The organism is Phycisphaerales bacterium AB-hyl4 (assembly GCA_041821185.1).
GTDB classification, from domain to species: Bacteria; Planctomycetota; Phycisphaerae; order Phycisphaerales; family Phycisphaeraceae; genus Natronomicrosphaera; species Natronomicrosphaera hydrolytica.
Genome location: JBGUBD010000011.1, coordinates 21,080 through 39,252, shown reverse-complemented (window position 1 = coordinate 39,252; position 18,173 = coordinate 21,080). Strand labels below are relative to the sequence as shown.

The following is an 18,173-nucleotide window of genomic DNA, read 5'->3' as shown; positions in this document are numbered from 1 at the left end:
TAGCACGACAACGCGGCTTTGATCCCGCCCCCTCATTTAGCCGCGGGCCTTGGCCCGCGCGTTTGGTCCACAGAGCCGAAGAACGCGGTGCGAGCACCGCGGCTAAATGTTGCAAGTGTGAAACGCGTTGTCGAGTTAGCGTCCATGTCTGCAATTGATTTGGAAAACCCCATCGCGGGTGGGGTGTTCACCCGGTCCAAAACCAGCCATACCACGGCGAAAGGTGAAACCTTCGGGTGGTGGCGTTGTCCTAGACTTCTCAAAGCAGCCATCAGGTTGTTTGACGTCTTCAGGTGAACTGCCATGACGCAGCATGATCCCATTATCGTGGTCGGCCGAGGCAACATGCGAGGGCGCATCGTCGCCGAGCACGTCGGCCAGCGGCCGGCTGACGATCGGGTGATGGTGCGACTCGACCGCGGCGGGCAGTTGAGTGTGCACCCGCACGAGCTTCGTCGGCAGGCGGACGGCACGTACCGATTGGGCATGGCGGACGAGCCATCGTCAACGTTGGCAGGCGAACCGCACGGCGAACGCGATCAGCAGCGCATCGAACTGGCAGAGGAACGGCTACACGTCGGCAAACGGCGGGTCGAGGGCAAGGTTCGCGTGCATGTGAGTGTGGAGGAGCGGGAAGAAACGGTGGACGTACCGCTACGACAGGATGTGGTGCGCGTTGAACGTGTGCCGATCAATCGCGAGGTGGAAAGCCCGCCGAGCGTGCGGGAAGAGGAAGGCGTGTTGATCGTGCCGGTGGTGGAAGAAGTGGTGGAAGTGAACAAGAAACTGATGCTGCGCGAAGAGGTTCGTTTGATCCGCGAGCAGACGCAGTCACACCAGCCGCAGGAGGTGACGTTGCGCCGCGAACAGGCGCATGTACATCGCGAGGACGACCGGGGCGAGCGATCGCCCGGCGACGGCGAACGGTCGGCCTCGCGTCCGGAACACGACCATTAACCCCGAACGGCCCGGCGGCGCTCTGGCGCTGTCGAGCGGGAGCAGAAGACCATGGCGATTAACATTATTGGATTGTTTGACTCGGCCGACCGTGCCCGGACCGTGCGCGACGAATTGTTGCAGGCCGGCTTTGACCGCAGCGAAGTGACGCTGTCGCAGCAAGGCGGCGAAGCGGGCCGAGCGGCGGAAGAGCCGAGCTTCTGGGACCAGGTCAAGGAAATGCTCGGCATGGAGGAAGCCTCCTATTACGAGGAAGGCTCGCGGCGAGGCGGGACGATCGTGTCAGTGAATACGAGCGAAGACCGCGAACAGGCCGCGGTGGACATTATCGAACGCCATCGGCCGATGGATGTGGATGTTGAAGCGGAGCGTTGGCGTCAGGAAGGCTGGGCCGGCTCGCCGCCGTCCGGACAGGGTCAACAACAGACGGGCAAACACAAACAGCAGAGCAAGGAGCAGGGCGAACAGAGCGTGCCGCTGCCCGAGGAAGAGCTTCGCGTGGGCAAGCGTCGCGTGACCAAGGGTGGTGTGCGCGTCTACACGCGTGTGACGGAGCATCCGGTGCAGAAGGATGTGGAGTTGACGGACGAGAATGTCGACGTGCATCGCCGGGAGGTGGACAAGCCGGCTGGTAAAGATGCGTTCCGCGAACGAACGATCGAAGCGGAAGAAACGCGCGAAGAGCCCGTGGTCGAAAAGGAAGCTCGCACGCGTGAGGAGATCGTGCTGGACAAAGATAAGAAGAAGCACACGGAGACGGTGGAGGACACGGTCCGCCGAACTGAGGCGGAAATCGAAGGCGGTGGGGTCGGCGAGGGCGCGTCGGACCAGGCGTATCAGTTCGGCAAGGAACTGGCGAACGATACGCGTTACAGCGGCCGAGCGTTTGAGACAATTGAGCCGGAAGCCCGCGAAGCGTTCGAGCGTCGCAACATCGGCGACTGGTCGCGCGACCGCGACAAGGTACGCCAGGCCTACGAGCGATCGCGCGCGGCGTGATGTGATTGATCGTGTGTGTGAACGACGAAGCCCACGGCTTGAATCCGTGGGCTTCTTTTTTTGGGAGGGACGATCCTCAGGTCACCGGGGCGATCACCTGGGCGGTGCGGGTCGGCAGATAGAGTTGGACCGACTGCGATCGGCCGAACATCTCGACGTCCTGCTTCGGATAGACCGCGTCGGCTTGGAGGCGAGCATGGCCGCCGAAGGCTGACGCATCCGTGTCGAGCACGAGCTTGTAGTCGGCCGAGTCGGGCACGGGGATGCGGTAGTCTGTGTACGACCGCGTCGGATGCAGATTCACCGCGAACACCAGCGGGCCGCGACGATAAATGAGGACTTTGTCGTCTTCGTTGACAGCGAGCTGTTCGATGAACTTGTCAGGCAGGATGGCGAACTGCTTGTCGAGCTGCTGCATCGCACGATCGAATTCGTTGAGGTCGCTATAGCGCAGCTCTTCATTGTCCGCGAGCGACCACTGCCGGCGGGCATGCTGGTAGGAAAAGCCGTTGCCTTCGCGGGGGAAGTCGACCCACTCGGGGTGGCCGAACTCGTTGCCGATGAAATTCAGCCAGGCTTCGCCGGCGAGGGAAAAGCTCAGCAAGCGGATGATCTTGTGCAGCGCGATGCCGCGGTCGATGACGATGTTGTCGCTGGCCTTGCCCATATGCCAGTACATCTCTTTGTCCATGAGCCAGAAGGCGATCGTCTTGTCGCCGACGAGTGCCTGGTCATGACTTTCCGCGTAGCCGACGTGTTTTTCGTCGTGTCGGCGGTTCATGAGGATGTGGTAAATCTGGTTGAGATTCCAGTCCTCATCCTGCTTTTCTTTCAGCAGCTTGATCCAGTTGTCGGGCACGCCCATGGCCAGGCGGTAGTCGAAGCCGAGGCCGCCTTCTTTGACGGGGCGAGCCATGCCCACCATGCCGGAGACGTCTTCAGAGATGGTGATGACGTCGGGGCGCAGCTTCTGGGCGAGCTGGTTGGCGATCTGGAGGTAAGCGACAGCGTCGTCGTCGATGTTGTCGCCGAAGTAGTCGTCGTAGCTGTTGAAGTCAGCGCCGAGGCCGTGGTCGAGGTAAATCATGCTCGTGACGCCGTCGAAGCGGAAGCCATCGAACTTGAATTCGTCGAGCCAGTAGCGGACGTTGGAAAGGAGGAATCGATTGACTTCGTACTTGTTGTAGTCGAAGAGCTTGGAGTCCCATGCGGGGTGTTCACCGCGCGGCCCGCCGTGGAAATACTGGTGGTCCGTGCCGTCGAAGCGGTTGAGCCCTTCGTTGATGTTTTTGACGGCGTGGGAATGGACGACGTCGAGCAGGACGCGGATGCCAAGGCCGTGTGCGGTGTCGATGAGTTTTTTCAGGTCGTCTGGCGTGCCGAATCGTGACGAGACCGCGAAGAAGCTGGAGACGTGGTAGCCGAACGAGCCGTAGTAGGGGTGCTCCTGGATCGCCATGAGCTGGATGGCGTTGTAGCCGAGGTTGGCGATGCGGGGCAGGACGTTTTCTGTGAATTCGTTGAACGAGCCGACGCGTGATTCTTCGGTGGCCATGCCGATATGTGCTTCGTAGATGCGCAGGCCGGCGTCGAGCTTGGGGGTTTTGTTTTTGAAGCGGTAGGGGGTGGGCGGTTGCCAGTATTGGGCGGTGAAGCCGTGCGTTTCGGGGTCCTGGATGACACGGCGGACGTAGGCGGGGATGCGGTCGTGCTCGCCGGCCTCGGAGACGACGTGGACCTTGAGCAGGCTTTCGTGGGTGAGGCGGTCAGCGTATTCGCTGTCAGGCAGAAAAAGATGCCAGACGCCGTATTCGTCGCGCTGCATCGGGTTGGCGTCGCGGTCCCAGTTGTTGAAATCGCCGATGAGGGCGAGATGTTGTGCGCCGGGCGCCCACTCGCGATACCAGACGCCGGGCTTGCCTTCATGCTCGCCGCGGTTGAGGCCGAAGTAGGTATGACCCTTGCTGACTTCGTCGCGGATATTGTTCATCCCGCCGAGCTGTTCGAGGCGGCGCTGGAGGTGTTGATAGCGTTGGTGGAGCTTTTCGCGATGCGGCTCCAGCCAGGGATCGCGGTCGGCGAGGCCGGTGCCGGCGAGTTTGCGCTTGGTGGTGCGTGACAAAGATGGCCCCTTGGGAGAAACGTGAAAGGTTGGGAAAAAGGCGACAGCGAGCGAGGAAAGCGGCAATGGTCAGTCGCGCATCTGCTCGGGGGGCGGGGGGCCCTGGTGCCAGTGGCCGTGGCCGGGGGCGGTTTCGTGCCAGTAGCGATTGTTTTCTTCGTCGTGGTAGTAGGGTTCGGGTGTTTCGCCCCCGGGAAAGGTGGAGGCTTCGTGGCCGGTATTGTCGTGGCGTTGGGGAGTGGGCCCGGACTGGCCGAGGTTCCAGCCGACAAAGATGAGCACAAGGATGGCGACGACGGCGAGGATCTGTGCGCCGCGTCTGGACCAGTCGGTCTGCGGCGTCTGTCTGGACGAATCGGAATCGCGTTGACTCATGTAGAACGGCTCGTTTCGTTTGGCAAAGGAGTGTTTGCAGTTGGCGAAAGGCATAGTAGACGCGTTGGTTGTGTCGCGTCAACGGGAATTACATGAAGCTGGGAGTCGCGTTGATCAAATAAAAAAGCCCCATGCGTGTGCATGGGGCTTTCGTAAAGTCATGATCAGCCGGTGATCGTTGACATGTGAACAGTTGGGTTGTGAGCACTTCACGCCGTGTTACCACGCCGTTATTACCCGGTGCTAAATTTTCCAAGCCGCCCTTGGCTCTTAATGGAAGATTCAACGTTGGGCACGAGGTTGTGTTGACGGACACGTTAGAGATCTCTCTCCTGACCGGGGTTAATTCGTTCGTGAAAACGATCCGGCGTTACGTGTTCTAAGTAATCCCTTAGAAAGGAGGTGATCCAGCCGCAGGTTCCCCTACGGCTACCTTGTTACGACTTCGTCCCAGTCACCGAGCTCACCGTCGGCACCACTGAATCGTGGCGACTTCGGGTGCTCCCGGCTTCCATGACGTGACGGGCGGTGTGTACAAGGCTCAGGAACACATTCACCGCGGCATTGCTGATCCGCGATTACTAGCGATTCCACCTTCATGTGGTCGAGTTGCAGACCACAATCCGAACTGGGGCACGGTTTTTGCGATTTGCTCCACCTTACGGTATCGCTTCGCTTTGTCCGTACCATTGTAGCACGTGTGCAGCCCAGGGCATAAAGGCCATGATGACTTGACGTCGTCCCCACCTTCCTCCGGTTTGACACCGGCAGTCCCGTTAGAGTCCTCAGCATAACCTGTTAGCAACTAACGGCAAGGGTTTCGCTCGTTAAGGGACTTAACCCGACACTTCACAGCACGAGCTGACGACAGCCATGCAGCACCTGTGTACGTTCCACGCAAGCGCGTCACTTCCTTTTCGGGAAGCTAATCCGTACATGTCAAGCCCTGGATAAGGTTCTTCGCGTTGCTTCGAATTAAGCCACATGCTCCACCGCTTGTGTGAGCCCCCGTCAATTCCTTTGAGTTTTAGCCTTGCGACCGTACTCCCCAGGCGGTGTGCTTAATGCTTTCGCTGCGGCCGAGATGGCGTCAAAACCTCCTCGACCTAGCACACATCGTTTAGGGCATGGACTACCGGGGTATCTAATCCCGTTCGCTACCCATGCTTTCGTGCCTGAGCGTCAGCGCCGACCCAGTCGCCTGTCTTCACCTTTGGCGTTCCGCTAGATATCTACGCATTTCACCGCTCCACCTAGCGTTCCGACGACCTCTGTCGGGCTCAAGACCTGTAGTTTGCCAAGCAATTCCACGGTTGAGCCGTGGGATTTCACAAGACACTTACAGGTCCGCCTGCGCACCCTTTAAGCCCAGTGATTCCGATTAACGCTCGGGCCCTTCGTATTACCGCGGCTGCTGGCACGAAGTTAGCCGGCCCTTCCTTTGGAACCGATCATATCTTTCTAGTTCCTGACAGAAGTTTACACTCCGAGGAGCTTCATCCTTCACGCGGCATTGCTCCCTCAAGCTTTCGCTCATTGGGGAATATTCGTTGCTGCAGCCTCCCGTAGGAGTCCGGGCAGTGTCTCAGTCCCGATGCGGCGGGTCATGCTCTCACACCCGCTACCCGTCTTAGCCTTGGTAAGCCGTTACCTTACCAACAAGCTGATAGGACGTTTCCCGATCCCAAGGCGCCGGAACTTTGCCCACAGAGCCATGCGGCTTAGTGGGATCATCAGGTATTAATCCAGGTTTCCCTGGGCTATCCCTGGCCTCGGGGCACGTTAGAAACGCATTACTCGCCCGTTCGCCACTCTACTCCTGGCCGAAGCCAGTTTCGCGTTCGACTTGCATGCTTTAACCATGCCGCCAGCGTTCAATCTGAGCCAGGATCAAACTCTTCAATTGAGTATTGGTGATTCGGGCCGCAAGCGACCCGTCTCTTTCAATAGAAGGTTGACCTGTTACCTCGACTTACGTCGAGGCCGGTCACGACCATCAAAACAGCAAGCTGCTTTCATGGCCGCCTCCGTGGTCGGCTAAGATCCACGGAGTTTTAGTAGGCTCTCATCCATCGATTGGTTTAATTTGGGCAATTCCAATCTTCACAAGGATGCTAACCAATCGCCGGGCTGTGAAAACCGGCGATGTGGATTTTACGCACCCACCATCTGTGAAAACGGTGGAGTGCGAGCACATCCTCGCGTGCTCCCAACTGTTCACATGTCAAAGATCAGCCGGCTTCAAACAAAACGCCGGTCGGCCTTATCGGGCCGGCCTCACTCCGTTGCGGTTGCCCGCCGTTGTGAGGGCCGCGTATCGTAGACACCTTATTTTCGGTGTCAACCCTGTGAGCCGCTTTCGCGACATTTTTTTGCAGGGGGTGAGTTGCCGTCTGGGACGGCCCTCGTTCAACGCGAAGAGCCAATGTATCTGGACCCCGCTCTCCCGTCAAGCCGGGGGGGCGGCAATCCGCTCGAATCCACCTGCTTTTACCCGCTTTTCACCTCCGTCAGACGAGTCTGCGGGAGGTTCGGCGGTTATTAAGCCAATACTAAAACGCAGGTTAAATTAATACGCTGTCAGGGGGCGAAGGGTCGCTAAAAAATTAGAGAGGTTCACAAGTTTTCCACATTCGGGGCGGGGCGGTGCCGAAAGGTGGTGGAATAAGGTTTGTCAGGAGTGGCAAGGTTTCGGGGGCGTTTTGACGGGATGCGGCGAATCGGCACAATGACGGGTCGATTTCCCCCTTTTACAACTTGTGCCCGAAGGAGGCCGTAGGAAGATGGCGCTGAACATTCGCAATGCATCGGACTGTGAACTGGACCTGGTGTCGCTTGGTGAGTGCATGGTGCGTCTGAGCCCGCCTGGGGCGGGGCGTATCGAGTTCGCCAACCTCATGGAGGTGTGGGTCGGCGGGGGCGAGTACAACGTCGCCTACGCGCTGTCGCGGCTGGGGCTGCGGACCGGGTGGGTCGGCGGGCTGGTGGACAACCCGGTGGGCAAGATCATCCTCAACCACGCCAATTCGCAGAATCTGGATACGCAGCATGTGGTGACGCTGCCTTACGACGGCGTCGGCCGGGACGCCCGCATCGGGCTGAACTTCACCGAGGTGGGCGTGGGCCCGCGGTCGGCGGTGACGCTATACGACCGCGGCCACTCGGCGACAAGCAAGATGAAGCCCGGCGATGTCGACTGGAAAAAGCTGTTCAAAGACCGCGGCGTTCGCTGGCTGCACTCCGGCGGCATCTTCACCTGCCTCAGCGACTCGACCCGCCAGGTCGCGGCGGAGGCGCTCAAGGCCGCACACGATGCGGGCACGATCGTCTCCTACGACCTGAACTTCCGCGGCAAGCTGTGGTCCAGCGAAGAAGCGATCAAGACCACGAAGCCTCTCGTGCAGTACATCGACTGCCTCATCGGCAACGAGGAAGATTTCCAGAAAGTGCTCGGCTACGAGATCGAGGGCACGGACGAAAACCTCAAAGAATTGCCCATCGAAAGCTACAAAAAGATGGTCCGCCAGGTCGCGAAAGACTACCCGAACCTCAAGGTCATCGGCACGACCTTGCGCGAAGTCGTCTCGGCCAGCGAAAACAACTGGTCCGCCATCCTGTACTGGGCGGAAGACGACAAGTTCTATCACGGCCCGGACTTTGAACGGCTGATCCTCGAAGACCGCGTCGGCGGCGGCGACGGCTTCGCATCGGGCTTCGCCTACGCGTTCCTCGCTGGCAAGAGCCCGCAGGAAGCGGTGAACCTGGGCACGGCCCACGGTGCACTGCTGCAGAGCACACGCGGCGACACCAGCCAGATCACGCTCAAAGAACTCGAGCACGTCGCCGCCGGCGGCGGTGCACGCATCGTGCGGTGAAACGCACGGTCGTGGCGATGACAAAGTGATGCTTGCATGAACAGCCCCCGGCGAATCGCCGGGGGTTTTTGTTGGGCGGAGCGGTGGCGCGCCCTCCGGGGCGGGCGCTAAACGTGGGTGATGCTTGACCGGGCGCGGCTGCGCACGCTAGAACCCCCGGCGTGGGCGTTGTGGGGTGTGTTGATGATTGGGTTGTTGACGAAGTGGACGCGCTCGCCGTTGGCGTGGGTGGTTGTGCTGGTGGCGCTGGCTACGCTGGCAGACCTATGGGTGCTCAGCGGACGGTGGATGTACGTGCGGGGCTACGAGGTGGAGTGGATCGCCCGCGGACTTGCAGGCGGGCATGGGTTCAGCTTCCCTGGCAATCATCAGTGGTTGTTTGCTCACGAGACGGGGGACCCGGAGCAGTATTTTGCGACGGCCTGGCAAGCGCCGCTGTATCCGGCGTGGGTGGCGTTGTGGCTGCGGTTGCTGGGCGAAGGCGGGTTGCTGGTGGTGATGGTGGGGCAGGTGCTCGCGGTGCGGGCGACGTGTGTGCTGGTGTATGTGCTGGGGCGTCGGCTGTTCACGCCGACGGTGGGGCTGGCGGGGGCGGCGGTGCTGACGCTGCTGCCGCATTCGCATGTGATGGGCACGGGGCAGGTCGGCAGCGCGGCGGCGGCGGGGTTGCTGGTGACGTTGTCGGCGTTGATGGGGTTGTGGTGCATGGATCGGCCGAGCGTTCGGCGGGCGGCGGTGTGGGGGGCGCTGCTGGGGGTGACGGCGCTGGTGTATGCGGGAACGCAGCTGCTCGCGCCCGCGGCGGCGGTGGTGTTGCTGTGGCGTGGGTGGGGCGGGGGGCGAGCGGGTGAGCGAGGCGATGGCGATCGCAGTCGGTGGGCGTGGCGGCCGGCGTTTGCGCTGGCGGCGGCGACGGTGCTGGTGGTGTCGCCTTGGACATTGCGGAACTACGCGACGTTCGGCGAGCTGGTACCGGTGCGCAATGGGCTGGGGCAGATCGTGCACATGGGCAATCCGATGGTGGTGCAGACCTATCGGCCGGGCGTGCGGTTTACAGACGCACCGACGGCCGCGCCGCCTTGGCGTGCCGCGTCGCTGGCGGAGGCGCTGGATCGCGTGCGTCGTGACGAGCAGGCTCGGGCTGAATTGACGGCCCATGCCCGGGCGGTGGTGGAGCAGGAAGCGCCGCCTGAGTATGCGACGATGAACGAAGCGCAGCGAGACGCGCTGTACACCGCGCAGAGCAAGCGGTTCATGCTCAGCTATCCGCTGCTGACGGCCGAGCTGAGCGTGCGGAAGTTGACGGGGTTTTTCTGGAGCAACTGGCGGCTGCCGGGGGCGGTCATGGTGCTGGCGCTGGCGGGGCTGCTGCTCGTGCGGTGGGATGCGCGGGTGTGGTTGATGGTGGCGTGGGTGGCGGTGTTTGCGTTGCCTTACGCGGTGACGTTTCCGTGGTTTTACCGCTATCGCTATCCGGTGGAACCGTTGGTGGCGGTGTTCGCGGGGGTGGCGGTGGTGGCGGCGGTGTGGGGTGTGGCGGCATGGACGGCGGCGGCGCTGGATCGGCTTGAGGGTGAGCGGGCAGCGCGGCCGACTACTGCAGTTCCGGGTCGTCTTTCCGCCAGTAGCCGTAGGGCGTGATGCCGCGTTTGCTGGCTTTGATGAAGTCGGCGAACTCGCGGACGAGCGGATCGTCGGCGATTGTCATCTCGATTTTTTCGATGGCGACGGGTTTGGTGTGACCCTGTCGGTAGAAGATGCGGAAGGCTTCGCGGAGCGGCGCGACGTGTTCGCGGAGGCCCGCCCGTCGGAGGCCGACGATGTTGAGTCCGCCGACGCGTTTGCGGTGTGAGACGGTGCAGAAGGGGGGGATGTCGTGTGAGATGCCGGTGTTGCCTGCGATCATGGTCAGGCGGCCGATGCGGGAGAACTGGTGGACGCCGACGTTGCCTGAGATGATGGCGTGGTCGTGGACTTCGACGTGTCCGCCGAGCATCGAGCCGTTGACGATCATGACATGGTCGTCGACGCGGCAGTCGTGGCCGACGTGTGCGTGGACCATGAAGAAGGCGTGGTTGCCGATGGTGGTGGGGTGGTCGTCGTTGGTGGCGCGGTGGATGGTGACGTGTTCGCGGATGATGTTGTCATCGCCGAGGCGGACGCCCGCGCCGGGGTGGTCGGGGTTGTACTTGAGGTCCTGCCCCGGATAGCCGAGGCAGGCGCCGGGGTAGATGATGTTGCGTTCGCCTGCGATGAACGGGCCCTGGATGTAGACGCCTGCGACGAGGCGCGTGCCCGCACCGAGGCGGACGTCGCCGTTGAGCACGCAGCCTGGGCCGACGACCACGTCGTCAGCGAGTTGGGCCTGTGGGTCAACATGAGCGGTCGGGTGGATGTCGGGCAAGGGTGCACTCCGGGGGCCTGGGGCTGGCTGCCAATTTGTGCAGCTATGATAGGGTTTCGCTCATGACATGCGACGCCGGTCCAACTTCGATGCAGGTGCGCGACCTCGGGCAGATCAGCTACGCCGAGGCGCTTTCGCTGCAGCGCGAGCTGAATGAGGCGGTCATCGCGGGCGACGCCCCCCCGACGTTGCTGCTGCTGGAACATGATCCGGTGATCACGATAAGTCGGCGAAAGTCGGCCCGCGAGCACCTGCTCGCCTCGCCCGACCGTCTGGCGGCCATGGGCATCGACGTGCAGGAAACCGACCGCGGCGGCGACATCACCTACCACGGCCCGGGGCAACTGGTCGCCTACCCCATCCTCCCGCTTCAGCGATACAACCTGAATCTCAGCCGATACATGCGGCTGCTCGAACAGATTGTCATCGACACGCTGCTTCGCTTCAACATCGCCGCCCACCGCGTCCCCGGCGACACCGGCGTATGGGTCCCCACAACCCCCAAGCCCCAAGCCCCACCCCCGCCCATGGAGGCCAAAATCTGCGCCCTCGGCGTCCGCATCCGCAAGCACGTCACCATGCACGGCCTCGCCCTGAACGTCACCGCCAACCTCGACCACTTCGCCACCATCGTCCCCTGCGGCCTGGTCGGTCGACCCGTCACCAGCCTCCACCAACTGCTCGCCGACGCCACACCGCCCATGGCCGAAGTCAAAGCCGCGCTGACCCAAACCTTCCACCACCACCTTGCCGAGCCAATCGAGCCAACCGCGCCAAAGTAGGGCAGGGCTCGCCCTGCCTTGGTCGCGTGCCATGACAACGGCAGGGCAAGCCCTGCCCTACAAACTCGAAACCAGAATCGTGAAACTCGAACGTCGAAGCCAGAAACGCGAAACTTCTCCGCGTGTTCGGCAGTAAGTAGATAAACTGGCCACCTTGCCATGCCCTGGACGTTGTACCGTTACATCCTCGTTGAGCTGTTGAAGCTGCTGGCGATCACCACGGCTGTGCTGGTGACGGTCATCAGCTTCGCCGCGGCGGTCAAGCCGTTGTCGGAGGGGTTGCTGAGCCCGGCGGCGCTGGTGCGGTTCGTGGGCTTCTCCGCGCCGACGATGATCGTGTTCGCCCTGCCCTTCGCGGCCGCGTTTGCCAGTACGCTGACGTTTATCCGCATGGCGGCGGACAACGAAGTGCTCGCCTGCTCCGCCAGCGGGCTCAGCTACCGCTCGGTGCTCCTGCCGCCGATCATCCTCGGCGTCGCGATGACGATGGGCCTGTTTTTCACCGCCAACTACGTCATTCCCTACTTCTACGCCCAGGCTCGCCAGACCATCGAGCACGACATCGTCACCCTGCTGGTCAACGACCTGAACTCCGGCAAGGCGTTTGACCGCTTTCCCGATCGCGATCTGGTCGTCTTCGCCGACCGCGCCGGCGAGCGCCCGCCGCCCGTGTTGCCCGAAGCGGACATCCAGCCGACGCGCCTTATCGAGCTCGCCGGCGTCGCGGTGGGGCAGCTCGACCACGCCAGCCGACTGCGCATGGACATCACCGCACAGCGGGCCAACATCCTCCTCTTCCATCAGTCCGACCAGAGTTGGGCGACGATCGCCCTGCGCGACGCCCGCTACTTCGACCCGACACGCGGTACGCTCGGCGAAGACGAGGCGGTCAACATCGGCCCGCTCAAGCTGCCCAACCCCTTCCGCGATCGCCCGAAGATGTTCTCCCTGCCGCAGCTGCGACAGATCGAGCAGCAGCCCGCCCTCTACGACCGCGTCCGCGAAGAGCGCGACAGCCTCATCAACGCTCTCTCGGGTGAACGACTGCGCCAACTGGTCCGCAGCTCGCTCGAAAACGACCACACGGGCAACACCGTCATCCTCGCCTCCACCGGCTACGGCGGGTACTTCGCCCTCCGCGCCCCCGACGTGCGGCCCGGCGGCACGACAATCCGCATGCGAGCCGACGGCGACGATCCAGTCACCGTCGAGTTCGCGCCCGCCTACGAGCCCGGCGGCGTGTGGGCGCCCACCCGCCGATACGAAGCGCAGCAGGCCACGCTCGGCGTCGAGCAGATCTCGCCCGAGCGCGATCCGAACCTGCGCGTCGAGCTCACCGAGGTTCGCGTGTACGACGCCCGGCTGGGCGGCCGAAGTACGGAACACTCGGCCATGACGCTGCCACGCCTGCTCTGGCCCGAGCCCGTACTGGCAGACGACCCGCGACAGATCGGCCTCGAACCGCTGATCAACCTCGCCCGCCAGCCCGGCTACCGTGACGCGCCCGGCGTCGAAACCGCCTCGGACAATCTGCAAAACCGCACCGTTCGGCTGATGTACCAGATCACCGCGCTCATCCACGACCGCGCCGCCTCGGCGGTGGCCTGCCTGCTGCTCACCGTGCTCGGCTCGGTGCTCAGCATCCACCTCAAGGGGCAGATGACGCTGGTGGTCTACTTCTGGAGCTTCCTGCTCGCGATCATCACGATCCTGCTGATTTACGCCGGCGAAAACGTCGCCACCTCCCGCCCGAGCCCCGCCTACCTCTACATGGGCCTCGGCCTGCTCTGGAGCGGCAACGTCCTCCTCGCGGTCATCACCGGCTGGGTCTACTGCCGACTCGCACGCAACTGAGATTTCGCTCGTCCCCAGTAGCCCCCGGCGGAAGCCGGGGGTTGGTTTGGAGTGGGAAGCAGGGGCGCGTACGACCTCGGCATGCAAACCCCGGCTTCCGCCGGGGGCTATGGGACGCTCACGTGATCGACGCGGTGGCTTCGAAGTTAACGAGGCGATTCAACGTGGTACGTCCCGGCAGCCGATAGCAATTCAGATGCCCTTCCTTGTCGTGCCCGCCCAAAGGACCTGCTCGTAATGACCAAGCTCGTGACCGACGATCTGCTGGCAGACCTCAACATCGCCCACGAACGCAACGTGCCGCTGGGCCCGAAGACGTGGTACGGCGTAGGCGGCCCCGCCGAGGTGCTCGCCACCCCCGCGTCCATCGCCCAACTCGGCGAACTGGCGGTCCGTTGCCATGAGGCAAACGTGCCGCTGCGCGTGCTCGGCAGCGGTGCGAACCTGCTCGTGTCCGATGAAGGCGTGCCCGGCGTGGTCGTGCAACTCAGTGAGCCGGCGTTTACGAACGTCGAGCGCGAGGGCACGATGCTCCGCGTCGGTGCGGGGGCCGACCTGTTCAAGCTCGTGCTCGACTCGACCCGGGAGGGGCTCGCCGGCCTGGAAACCGTGGCGGGCATCCCGGCGAGCGTCGGCGGAGCGGTTCGGATGAACGCCGGGGGAGCCTACGGCGACATCGGCTCCAGCGTCAGCCGAGTGCAGGTCATGTCAGGCAACGGACAGGTCTACTACCGCGACCGCGCCGACCTGGTGTTCAGCTATCGCAAGACGAACATCGTCGCGCCGCTAATCCTTCAGGTCGAGTTCGCGTTGGAAGAGGACGACCCTGAAACGCTGATGAAGCGGGTGAAGGAAATTTTCTTCTACAAGAAAAACAGTCAGCCGATGGGCGCTGCCTCCGCCGGCTGCGCGTTCAAGAATCCGCCCGCCGAGGCCGCCGACGGCGCGGGGGCCGGCAAGCTCATCGACCAGGCCGGGCTCAAGGGCTACCGCCACGGCCGGGCTCACGTTTCCGAGGTGCACGCCAATTTCATCGCCGCTGACGAGGGCGCTACCGCCGCCGACGTGCTCGCGGTGATCAGCCACGTCCAGCAGACGGTTCGCGAGCGTTTCGACGTCGAGCTCGAACGCGAAGTCGTCGTGTGGCCGTGAGACGAAGGGCGATTCGCGGATTAAACCGGCGGGCCTGTTGCCGCTGATTTCATCGGCTATCATACTCGTACGAAACCCTAACCGACCTACCCCACCCCCGGTTGCGTACGACTGCCATGGCCCTGACAACGATCTCCATCCGCAATGCCCGTGAGCACAACCTCAAGGGCATGGACATTGACATTCCGCGCGACAAACTCGTGGTCATCACGGGGCTGTCCGGCAGCGGCAAATCCACCCTCGCCTTCGACACGATCTACGCCGAGGGACAGCGCAAGTACATCGAATCGCTGTCGGCGTACGCGCGGCAGTTTCTCGATCAACTGCAAAAGCCCGACGTCGAATCGATCGAAGGCCTCCCGCCGACGATCGCCATCGAGCAGCGCTCCGCCAGCCACAACCCGCGCTCCACCGTCGCGACGACGACAGAGATCTACGACTACCTCCGCCTGCTGTTCGCTCGCGTCGGCCAGCCTCGCTGCTGGCATGTCGACGAAAAGGGCAAGACCTGCGGCCAGCCCATCGCCAGCCAGTCGGCCACGCAGATCGTCGACCAGGTGCTCAGCCTGCCCGAGGGTACGAAGCTCATGGTCATGGCCCCGCTGGTCCGCGGCAAGAAAGGCCACCACAAAGAAGTCTTCGAGGCCATGACCCGCCAGGGCTTCGTCCGCGCTCGCGTCGACGGCGAGGTGATGGACCTGCGCGAAATCAGCCAGAGCAAAGCCGGCACGCCCTTCACCACGAAAAAAGCACGCTACCAGGCGCATACCATCGAAGCCGTGATCGACCGCATCGTCGTCCGCGAAGAAGGCCCCGCCGAGGGCAACGGCGAGCCATCGGGCCTGCGATCGCGCATCGCCGACTCAGTCGAGCTTGCCTTGAAGCTTGCCGAAGGCCTCGTGCTCATCAGCTCTCAACCACCGTCGGGGGCCGGCAACGCGAAGGCCGGTTCGTGGCAGGATCAACTCTTCAGCGAAAAGTACGCCTGCCCGGAGCATCCTGAATGCAGTCTGGAAGACCTTGAGCCGAGGCTGTTCTCGTTCAACTCGCCTTACGGCGCATGCCCGAGTTGCGGCGGGTTGGGCACGATTCTTGAGTTCGACCCCGAGTTGATCGTCGCGAACGGCGAGCTGTCGCTGGCCGACGGCGCGATCGAAGCCTGGCGGAAGAACGGCAAGCGGATGAACATCTACTACAACCGCGTCATCCGCCAGTTCTGCCGCGATTTCGATGTCAGCCCGCAGACCCCGTTCAAGAAGCTCGGCAAGGCCGTGACACGCATCCTCATGCACGGCACGTCGCCGCGCGATGAAGCGAAATATGACGCGCACTTCGAGGGCGTCGTGCCCAGCCTTCAGCGGCGCTTCGAAAACACCGACAGCGAATTCGTCAAGGCCCGCCTGCACAACTACCTCTCCGAAGCACCTTGCGAAACATGTCACGGCGCCCGCCTGCGCACCGAAGCGCTGCATGTGTTCATCGAGGGCGACGCCCACGGCGTGACGCCGTGGGCGTCAAAGGGCTATTACAACATTCACGACGTCACCTCGATGACCATCGAGCAGGCCGGCGCGTTCTTTGACGCGCTCAAACTCAACAAAGAGCACACCACCATCGCAGCGCCGATCCTCAAGGAAATCCGCGCCCGCCTCGGCTTCATGCTCTCCGTCGGGCTCGGCTACCTCAACCTCAACCGCGCGACCGGCACTCTCTCCGGCGGCGAGGGCCAACGCATCCGACTCGCCACGCAAGTCGGCTCGGGCCTCGTCGGCTGCTGCTACGTGCTCGACGAGCCAACCATCGGACTGCACCAGCGCGACAACGACCGACTTATCGCTACGCTCCGACACCTCACCGACATCGGCAACACCGTCATCGTCGTCGAGCACGACGAAGACACCATCCGCGCAGCCGACCACCTGATCGACATCGGCCCCGGCCCCGGCAGGCACGGCGGCGAAGTCGTCGCCCAGGGCACGCTTGCCCAGGTCATGAAGCACCGCACATCGCTCACCGCCGCCTACCTCAGCGGCCGCACTGAGATCGTCGTGCCCGAACCACGGCGTGAGCTGAACCACGACAACCCGCTGAGCATCAAAGGCGCTCGCGAGAACAATCTAAAAAACGTCGACATCGACTTCCCGCTCGGCGGCCTCGTGCTCGTCACCGGCGTGTCCGGCTCGGGCAAGTCCACCCTCGTTAATCAGATTCTCTTCCGCGCCGCCCGCCGTGCGTTGCTCGCCTCACGCGACAAGCCCGGTGCACACGACAAGCTCGACGGCATTGAAAACATCGAGCGCATTATTGATGTCGATCAATCGCCCATCGGCCGAACGCCGCGCTCTAACCCTGCCACCTACACCGGCGTGTTCGATCTCATCCGCGACTTGTTCACCAAGACGAAAGAATCCAAGATCCGCGGCTACAAGCCCGGCCGATTCTCCTTCAACGTCAAGGGCGGCCGCTGCGAATCCTGCCAGGGGCAGGGCACGAAAAAAATCGAGATGCACTTCCTCCCCGACGTTTATGTCGAATGCGAAGTGTGCAAAGGCAAACGCTACAACCGCGAAACGCTCGAAATCACCTACCGCGGCAAAAACATCTCCGACGTGCTCGACATGACCGTCGAAGATGCGCTCGCGTTCTTCGAGAACTTCCCCGACGTGAAGCGACTGCTCACGGCATTAAATGACGTCGGCCTCAGCTATGTGCAACTCGGACAGGCGTCCACCACCCTCTCCGGCGGCGAGGCGCAGCGCGTCAAGCTCGCCACCGAGCTGGGCAAGCGATCCACCGGCCACACGCTCTACATCCTCGACGAACCCACGACCGGCCTGCACTTCGCCGACGTTGAAAAGTTGCTCACCGTGCTGCACCGCCTCGCCGACGCGGGCAACACCATCGTCGTCATCGAACACAACATCGACGTCATCAAATGTGCCGACTGGGTCATCGACCTCGGCCCCGAAGGCGGCGACCGCGGCGGCGAGATCGTCGTCGCCGGCACGCCCGAACAGCTTGCCGACCATGAAGCTTCTTACACCGGCGCGTTTCTGCGCAAGTACCTCCCGCAGTCGGCCAAGGTGTGATAAGCTTTCAGCCAGGGTCCAAAATCATGGTTGAAACACAATTGTCGTTGCATTTTCCACCGGCCATCGCACGCCAGGTGGCTACGTTCCTACACCACGCCCGTACCGCCAGCCTCGCCACCGTTGGCGAGCAGGGCGACCCGCACGCCGCCAATGTCCAGTTCGCACATGATGATGACTTGCGGTTTTACTGGGTCTCCAGCCCGAAGTCGGGCCATAGTCGCAACCTTGCCGCTCGGCCGAACGTCGCGGTAACGGTCTACGGCCACGACGATCGGCCGATGAATATTCACGGCCTTCAAATGCGCGGCCGAGCCGTGCTCGTCGAAGCCGATCTTGATCGTCATCGTGCCTGGAACGCATTTGTAGACAAGTTCGCCGACCTCGCGGAAAACCCGCGCTTCCGCGAGTTGATTGAGTCGCAACAGTTCTATCGTTTTCAGCCAACGTGGGTCCGCTGGATCGACAACCGCCGCGGCTTCGGCTTCAAGGTTGAGGCAGAACTCAAATAATTAGCCGCGAAGCACAGCGGAGCGTGCCACGTAGATATACACTCACGAACCG

General features: G+C 62.6%; 12 protein-coding genes and 1 rRNA gene. 9 read left to right on the top strand and 4 right to left on the bottom strand.

Annotation, left to right across the window (positions count from 1 at the left end; all coding sequences use genetic code 11):
* Window positions 1-303 precede the first annotated feature (303 nt).
* On the top strand, window positions 304-957 hold the full coding sequence (locus tag ACERK3_15535) for a YsnF/AvaK domain-containing protein (GenBank protein ID MFA9479699.1): 654 nt from the start codon (window positions 304-306) through the stop codon (window positions 955-957).
* 51 nt (window positions 958-1,008) lie between these two features.
* A complete protein-coding gene (locus ACERK3_15530; GenBank protein MFA9479698.1) occupies window positions 1,009-1,956 on the top strand; it encodes a YsnF/AvaK domain-containing protein in 948 nt (315 codons plus the stop codon).
* A gap of 76 nt (window positions 1,957-2,032) precedes the next feature.
* Here ACERK3_15530 and ACERK3_15525 read toward each other — a convergent pair whose 3' ends face one another.
* The 3 genes from ACERK3_15525 to ACERK3_15515 form a co-directional block, all read right to left on the bottom strand.
* Entirely contained in the window at window positions 2,033-4,078 is a 2,046-nt protein-coding gene (locus tag ACERK3_15525; GenBank protein MFA9479697.1) for an alpha-amylase family glycosyl hydrolase, read from the bottom strand.
* A gap of 69 nt (window positions 4,079-4,147) precedes the next feature.
* Window positions 4,148-4,453, bottom strand: a complete 306-nt coding sequence (locus ACERK3_15520) for a hypothetical protein (protein MFA9479696.1) — start codon at window positions 4,451-4,453, stop codon at window positions 4,148-4,150.
* A gap of 395 nt (window positions 4,454-4,848) precedes the next feature.
* Window positions 4,849-6,359, bottom strand: a 16S ribosomal RNA gene (locus tag ACERK3_15515).
* A gap of 877 nt (window positions 6,360-7,236) precedes the next feature.
* On the opposite strand from ACERK3_15515, the gene ACERK3_15510 reads away from it, so the two are divergent.
* Window positions 7,237-8,328, top strand: coding sequence for a sugar kinase (locus ACERK3_15510; protein MFA9479695.1), 1,092 nt, complete (start codon window positions 7,237-7,239; stop codon window positions 8,326-8,328).
* Between the two features lie 120 nt (window positions 8,329-8,448).
* Complete coding sequence (locus ACERK3_15505) at window positions 8,449-9,969, top strand: glycosyltransferase family 39 protein (GenBank protein MFA9479694.1); 1,521 nt, start codon at window positions 8,449-8,451, stop codon at window positions 9,967-9,969.
* On the opposite strand, the gene lpxA is transcribed toward ACERK3_15505, so the two are convergent.
* Entirely contained in the window at window positions 9,923-10,732 is an 810-nt protein-coding gene (lpxA, locus tag ACERK3_15500) for an acyl-ACP--UDP-N-acetylglucosamine O-acyltransferase (GenBank protein ID MFA9479693.1), read from the bottom strand. The two genes, ACERK3_15505 and lpxA, sit on opposite strands and share 47 nt — an antisense overlap.
* 62 nt (window positions 10,733-10,794) lie before the next feature.
* On the opposite strand from lpxA, the gene lipB reads away from it, so the two are divergent.
* The 5 genes from lipB to ACERK3_15475 all read left to right on the top strand — a co-directional run bounded on the left by lipB (window position 10,795) and on the right by ACERK3_15475 (window position 18,121).
* Window positions 10,795-11,514, top strand: coding sequence for a lipoyl(octanoyl) transferase LipB (gene lipB / locus ACERK3_15495; GenBank protein ID MFA9479692.1), 720 nt, complete (start codon window positions 10,795-10,797; stop codon window positions 11,512-11,514).
* 159 nt (window positions 11,515-11,673) lie between these two features.
* Window positions 11,674-13,368 carry an LptF/LptG family permease gene (locus tag ACERK3_15490; GenBank protein ID MFA9479691.1) on the top strand — a complete coding sequence of 565 codons (1,695 nt, stop codon included), beginning with the start codon at window positions 11,674-11,676 and terminating at the stop codon, window positions 13,366-13,368.
* Between the two features lie 237 nt (window positions 13,369-13,605).
* Window positions 13,606-14,520, top strand: coding sequence for a UDP-N-acetylmuramate dehydrogenase (murB, locus tag ACERK3_15485; protein ID MFA9479690.1), 915 nt, complete (start codon window positions 13,606-13,608; stop codon window positions 14,518-14,520).
* A 116-nt stretch (window positions 14,521-14,636) separates the two neighbouring features.
* Window positions 14,637-17,609, top strand: a complete 2,973-nt coding sequence (gene uvrA, locus ACERK3_15480) for an excinuclease ABC subunit UvrA (GenBank protein MFA9479689.1) — start codon at window positions 14,637-14,639, stop codon at window positions 17,607-17,609.
* 26 nt (window positions 17,610-17,635) lie between these two features.
* Window positions 17,636-18,121, top strand: a complete 486-nt coding sequence (locus ACERK3_15475) for a pyridoxamine 5'-phosphate oxidase family protein (protein MFA9479688.1) — start codon at window positions 17,636-17,638, stop codon at window positions 18,119-18,121.
* Window positions 18,122-18,173 lie beyond the last annotated feature (52 nt).

Excerpts from the sequence above, each read along its gene's own strand:
- ACERK3_15535 (MFA9479699.1), top strand. The coding sequence starts at position 304 with ATGACGCAGCATGATCCCATTATCGTGGTCGGCCGAGGCAACATGCGA.
- ACERK3_15530 (MFA9479698.1), top strand. The coding sequence starts at position 1,009 with ATGGCGATTAACATTATTGGATTGTTTGACTCGGCCGACCGTGCCCGG.
- ACERK3_15520 (MFA9479696.1), bottom strand. The coding sequence starts at position 4,453 with ATGAGTCAACGCGATTCCGATTCGTCCAGACAGACGCCGCAGACCGAC.
- ACERK3_15510 (MFA9479695.1), top strand. The coding sequence starts at position 7,237 with ATGGCGCTGAACATTCGCAATGCATCGGACTGTGAACTGGACCTGGTG.
- ACERK3_15505 (MFA9479694.1), top strand. The coding sequence starts at position 8,449 with ATGCTTGACCGGGCGCGGCTGCGCACGCTAGAACCCCCGGCGTGGGCG.
- lipB (MFA9479692.1), top strand. The coding sequence starts at position 10,795 with ATGACATGCGACGCCGGTCCAACTTCGATGCAGGTGCGCGACCTCGGG.
- ACERK3_15490 (MFA9479691.1), top strand. The coding sequence starts at position 11,674 with ATGCCCTGGACGTTGTACCGTTACATCCTCGTTGAGCTGTTGAAGCTG.
- murB (MFA9479690.1), top strand. The coding sequence starts at position 13,606 with ATGACCAAGCTCGTGACCGACGATCTGCTGGCAGACCTCAACATCGCC.
- uvrA (MFA9479689.1), top strand. The coding sequence starts at position 14,637 with ATGGCCCTGACAACGATCTCCATCCGCAATGCCCGTGAGCACAACCTC.
- ACERK3_15475 (MFA9479688.1), top strand. The coding sequence starts at position 17,636 with ATGGTTGAAACACAATTGTCGTTGCATTTTCCACCGGCCATCGCACGC.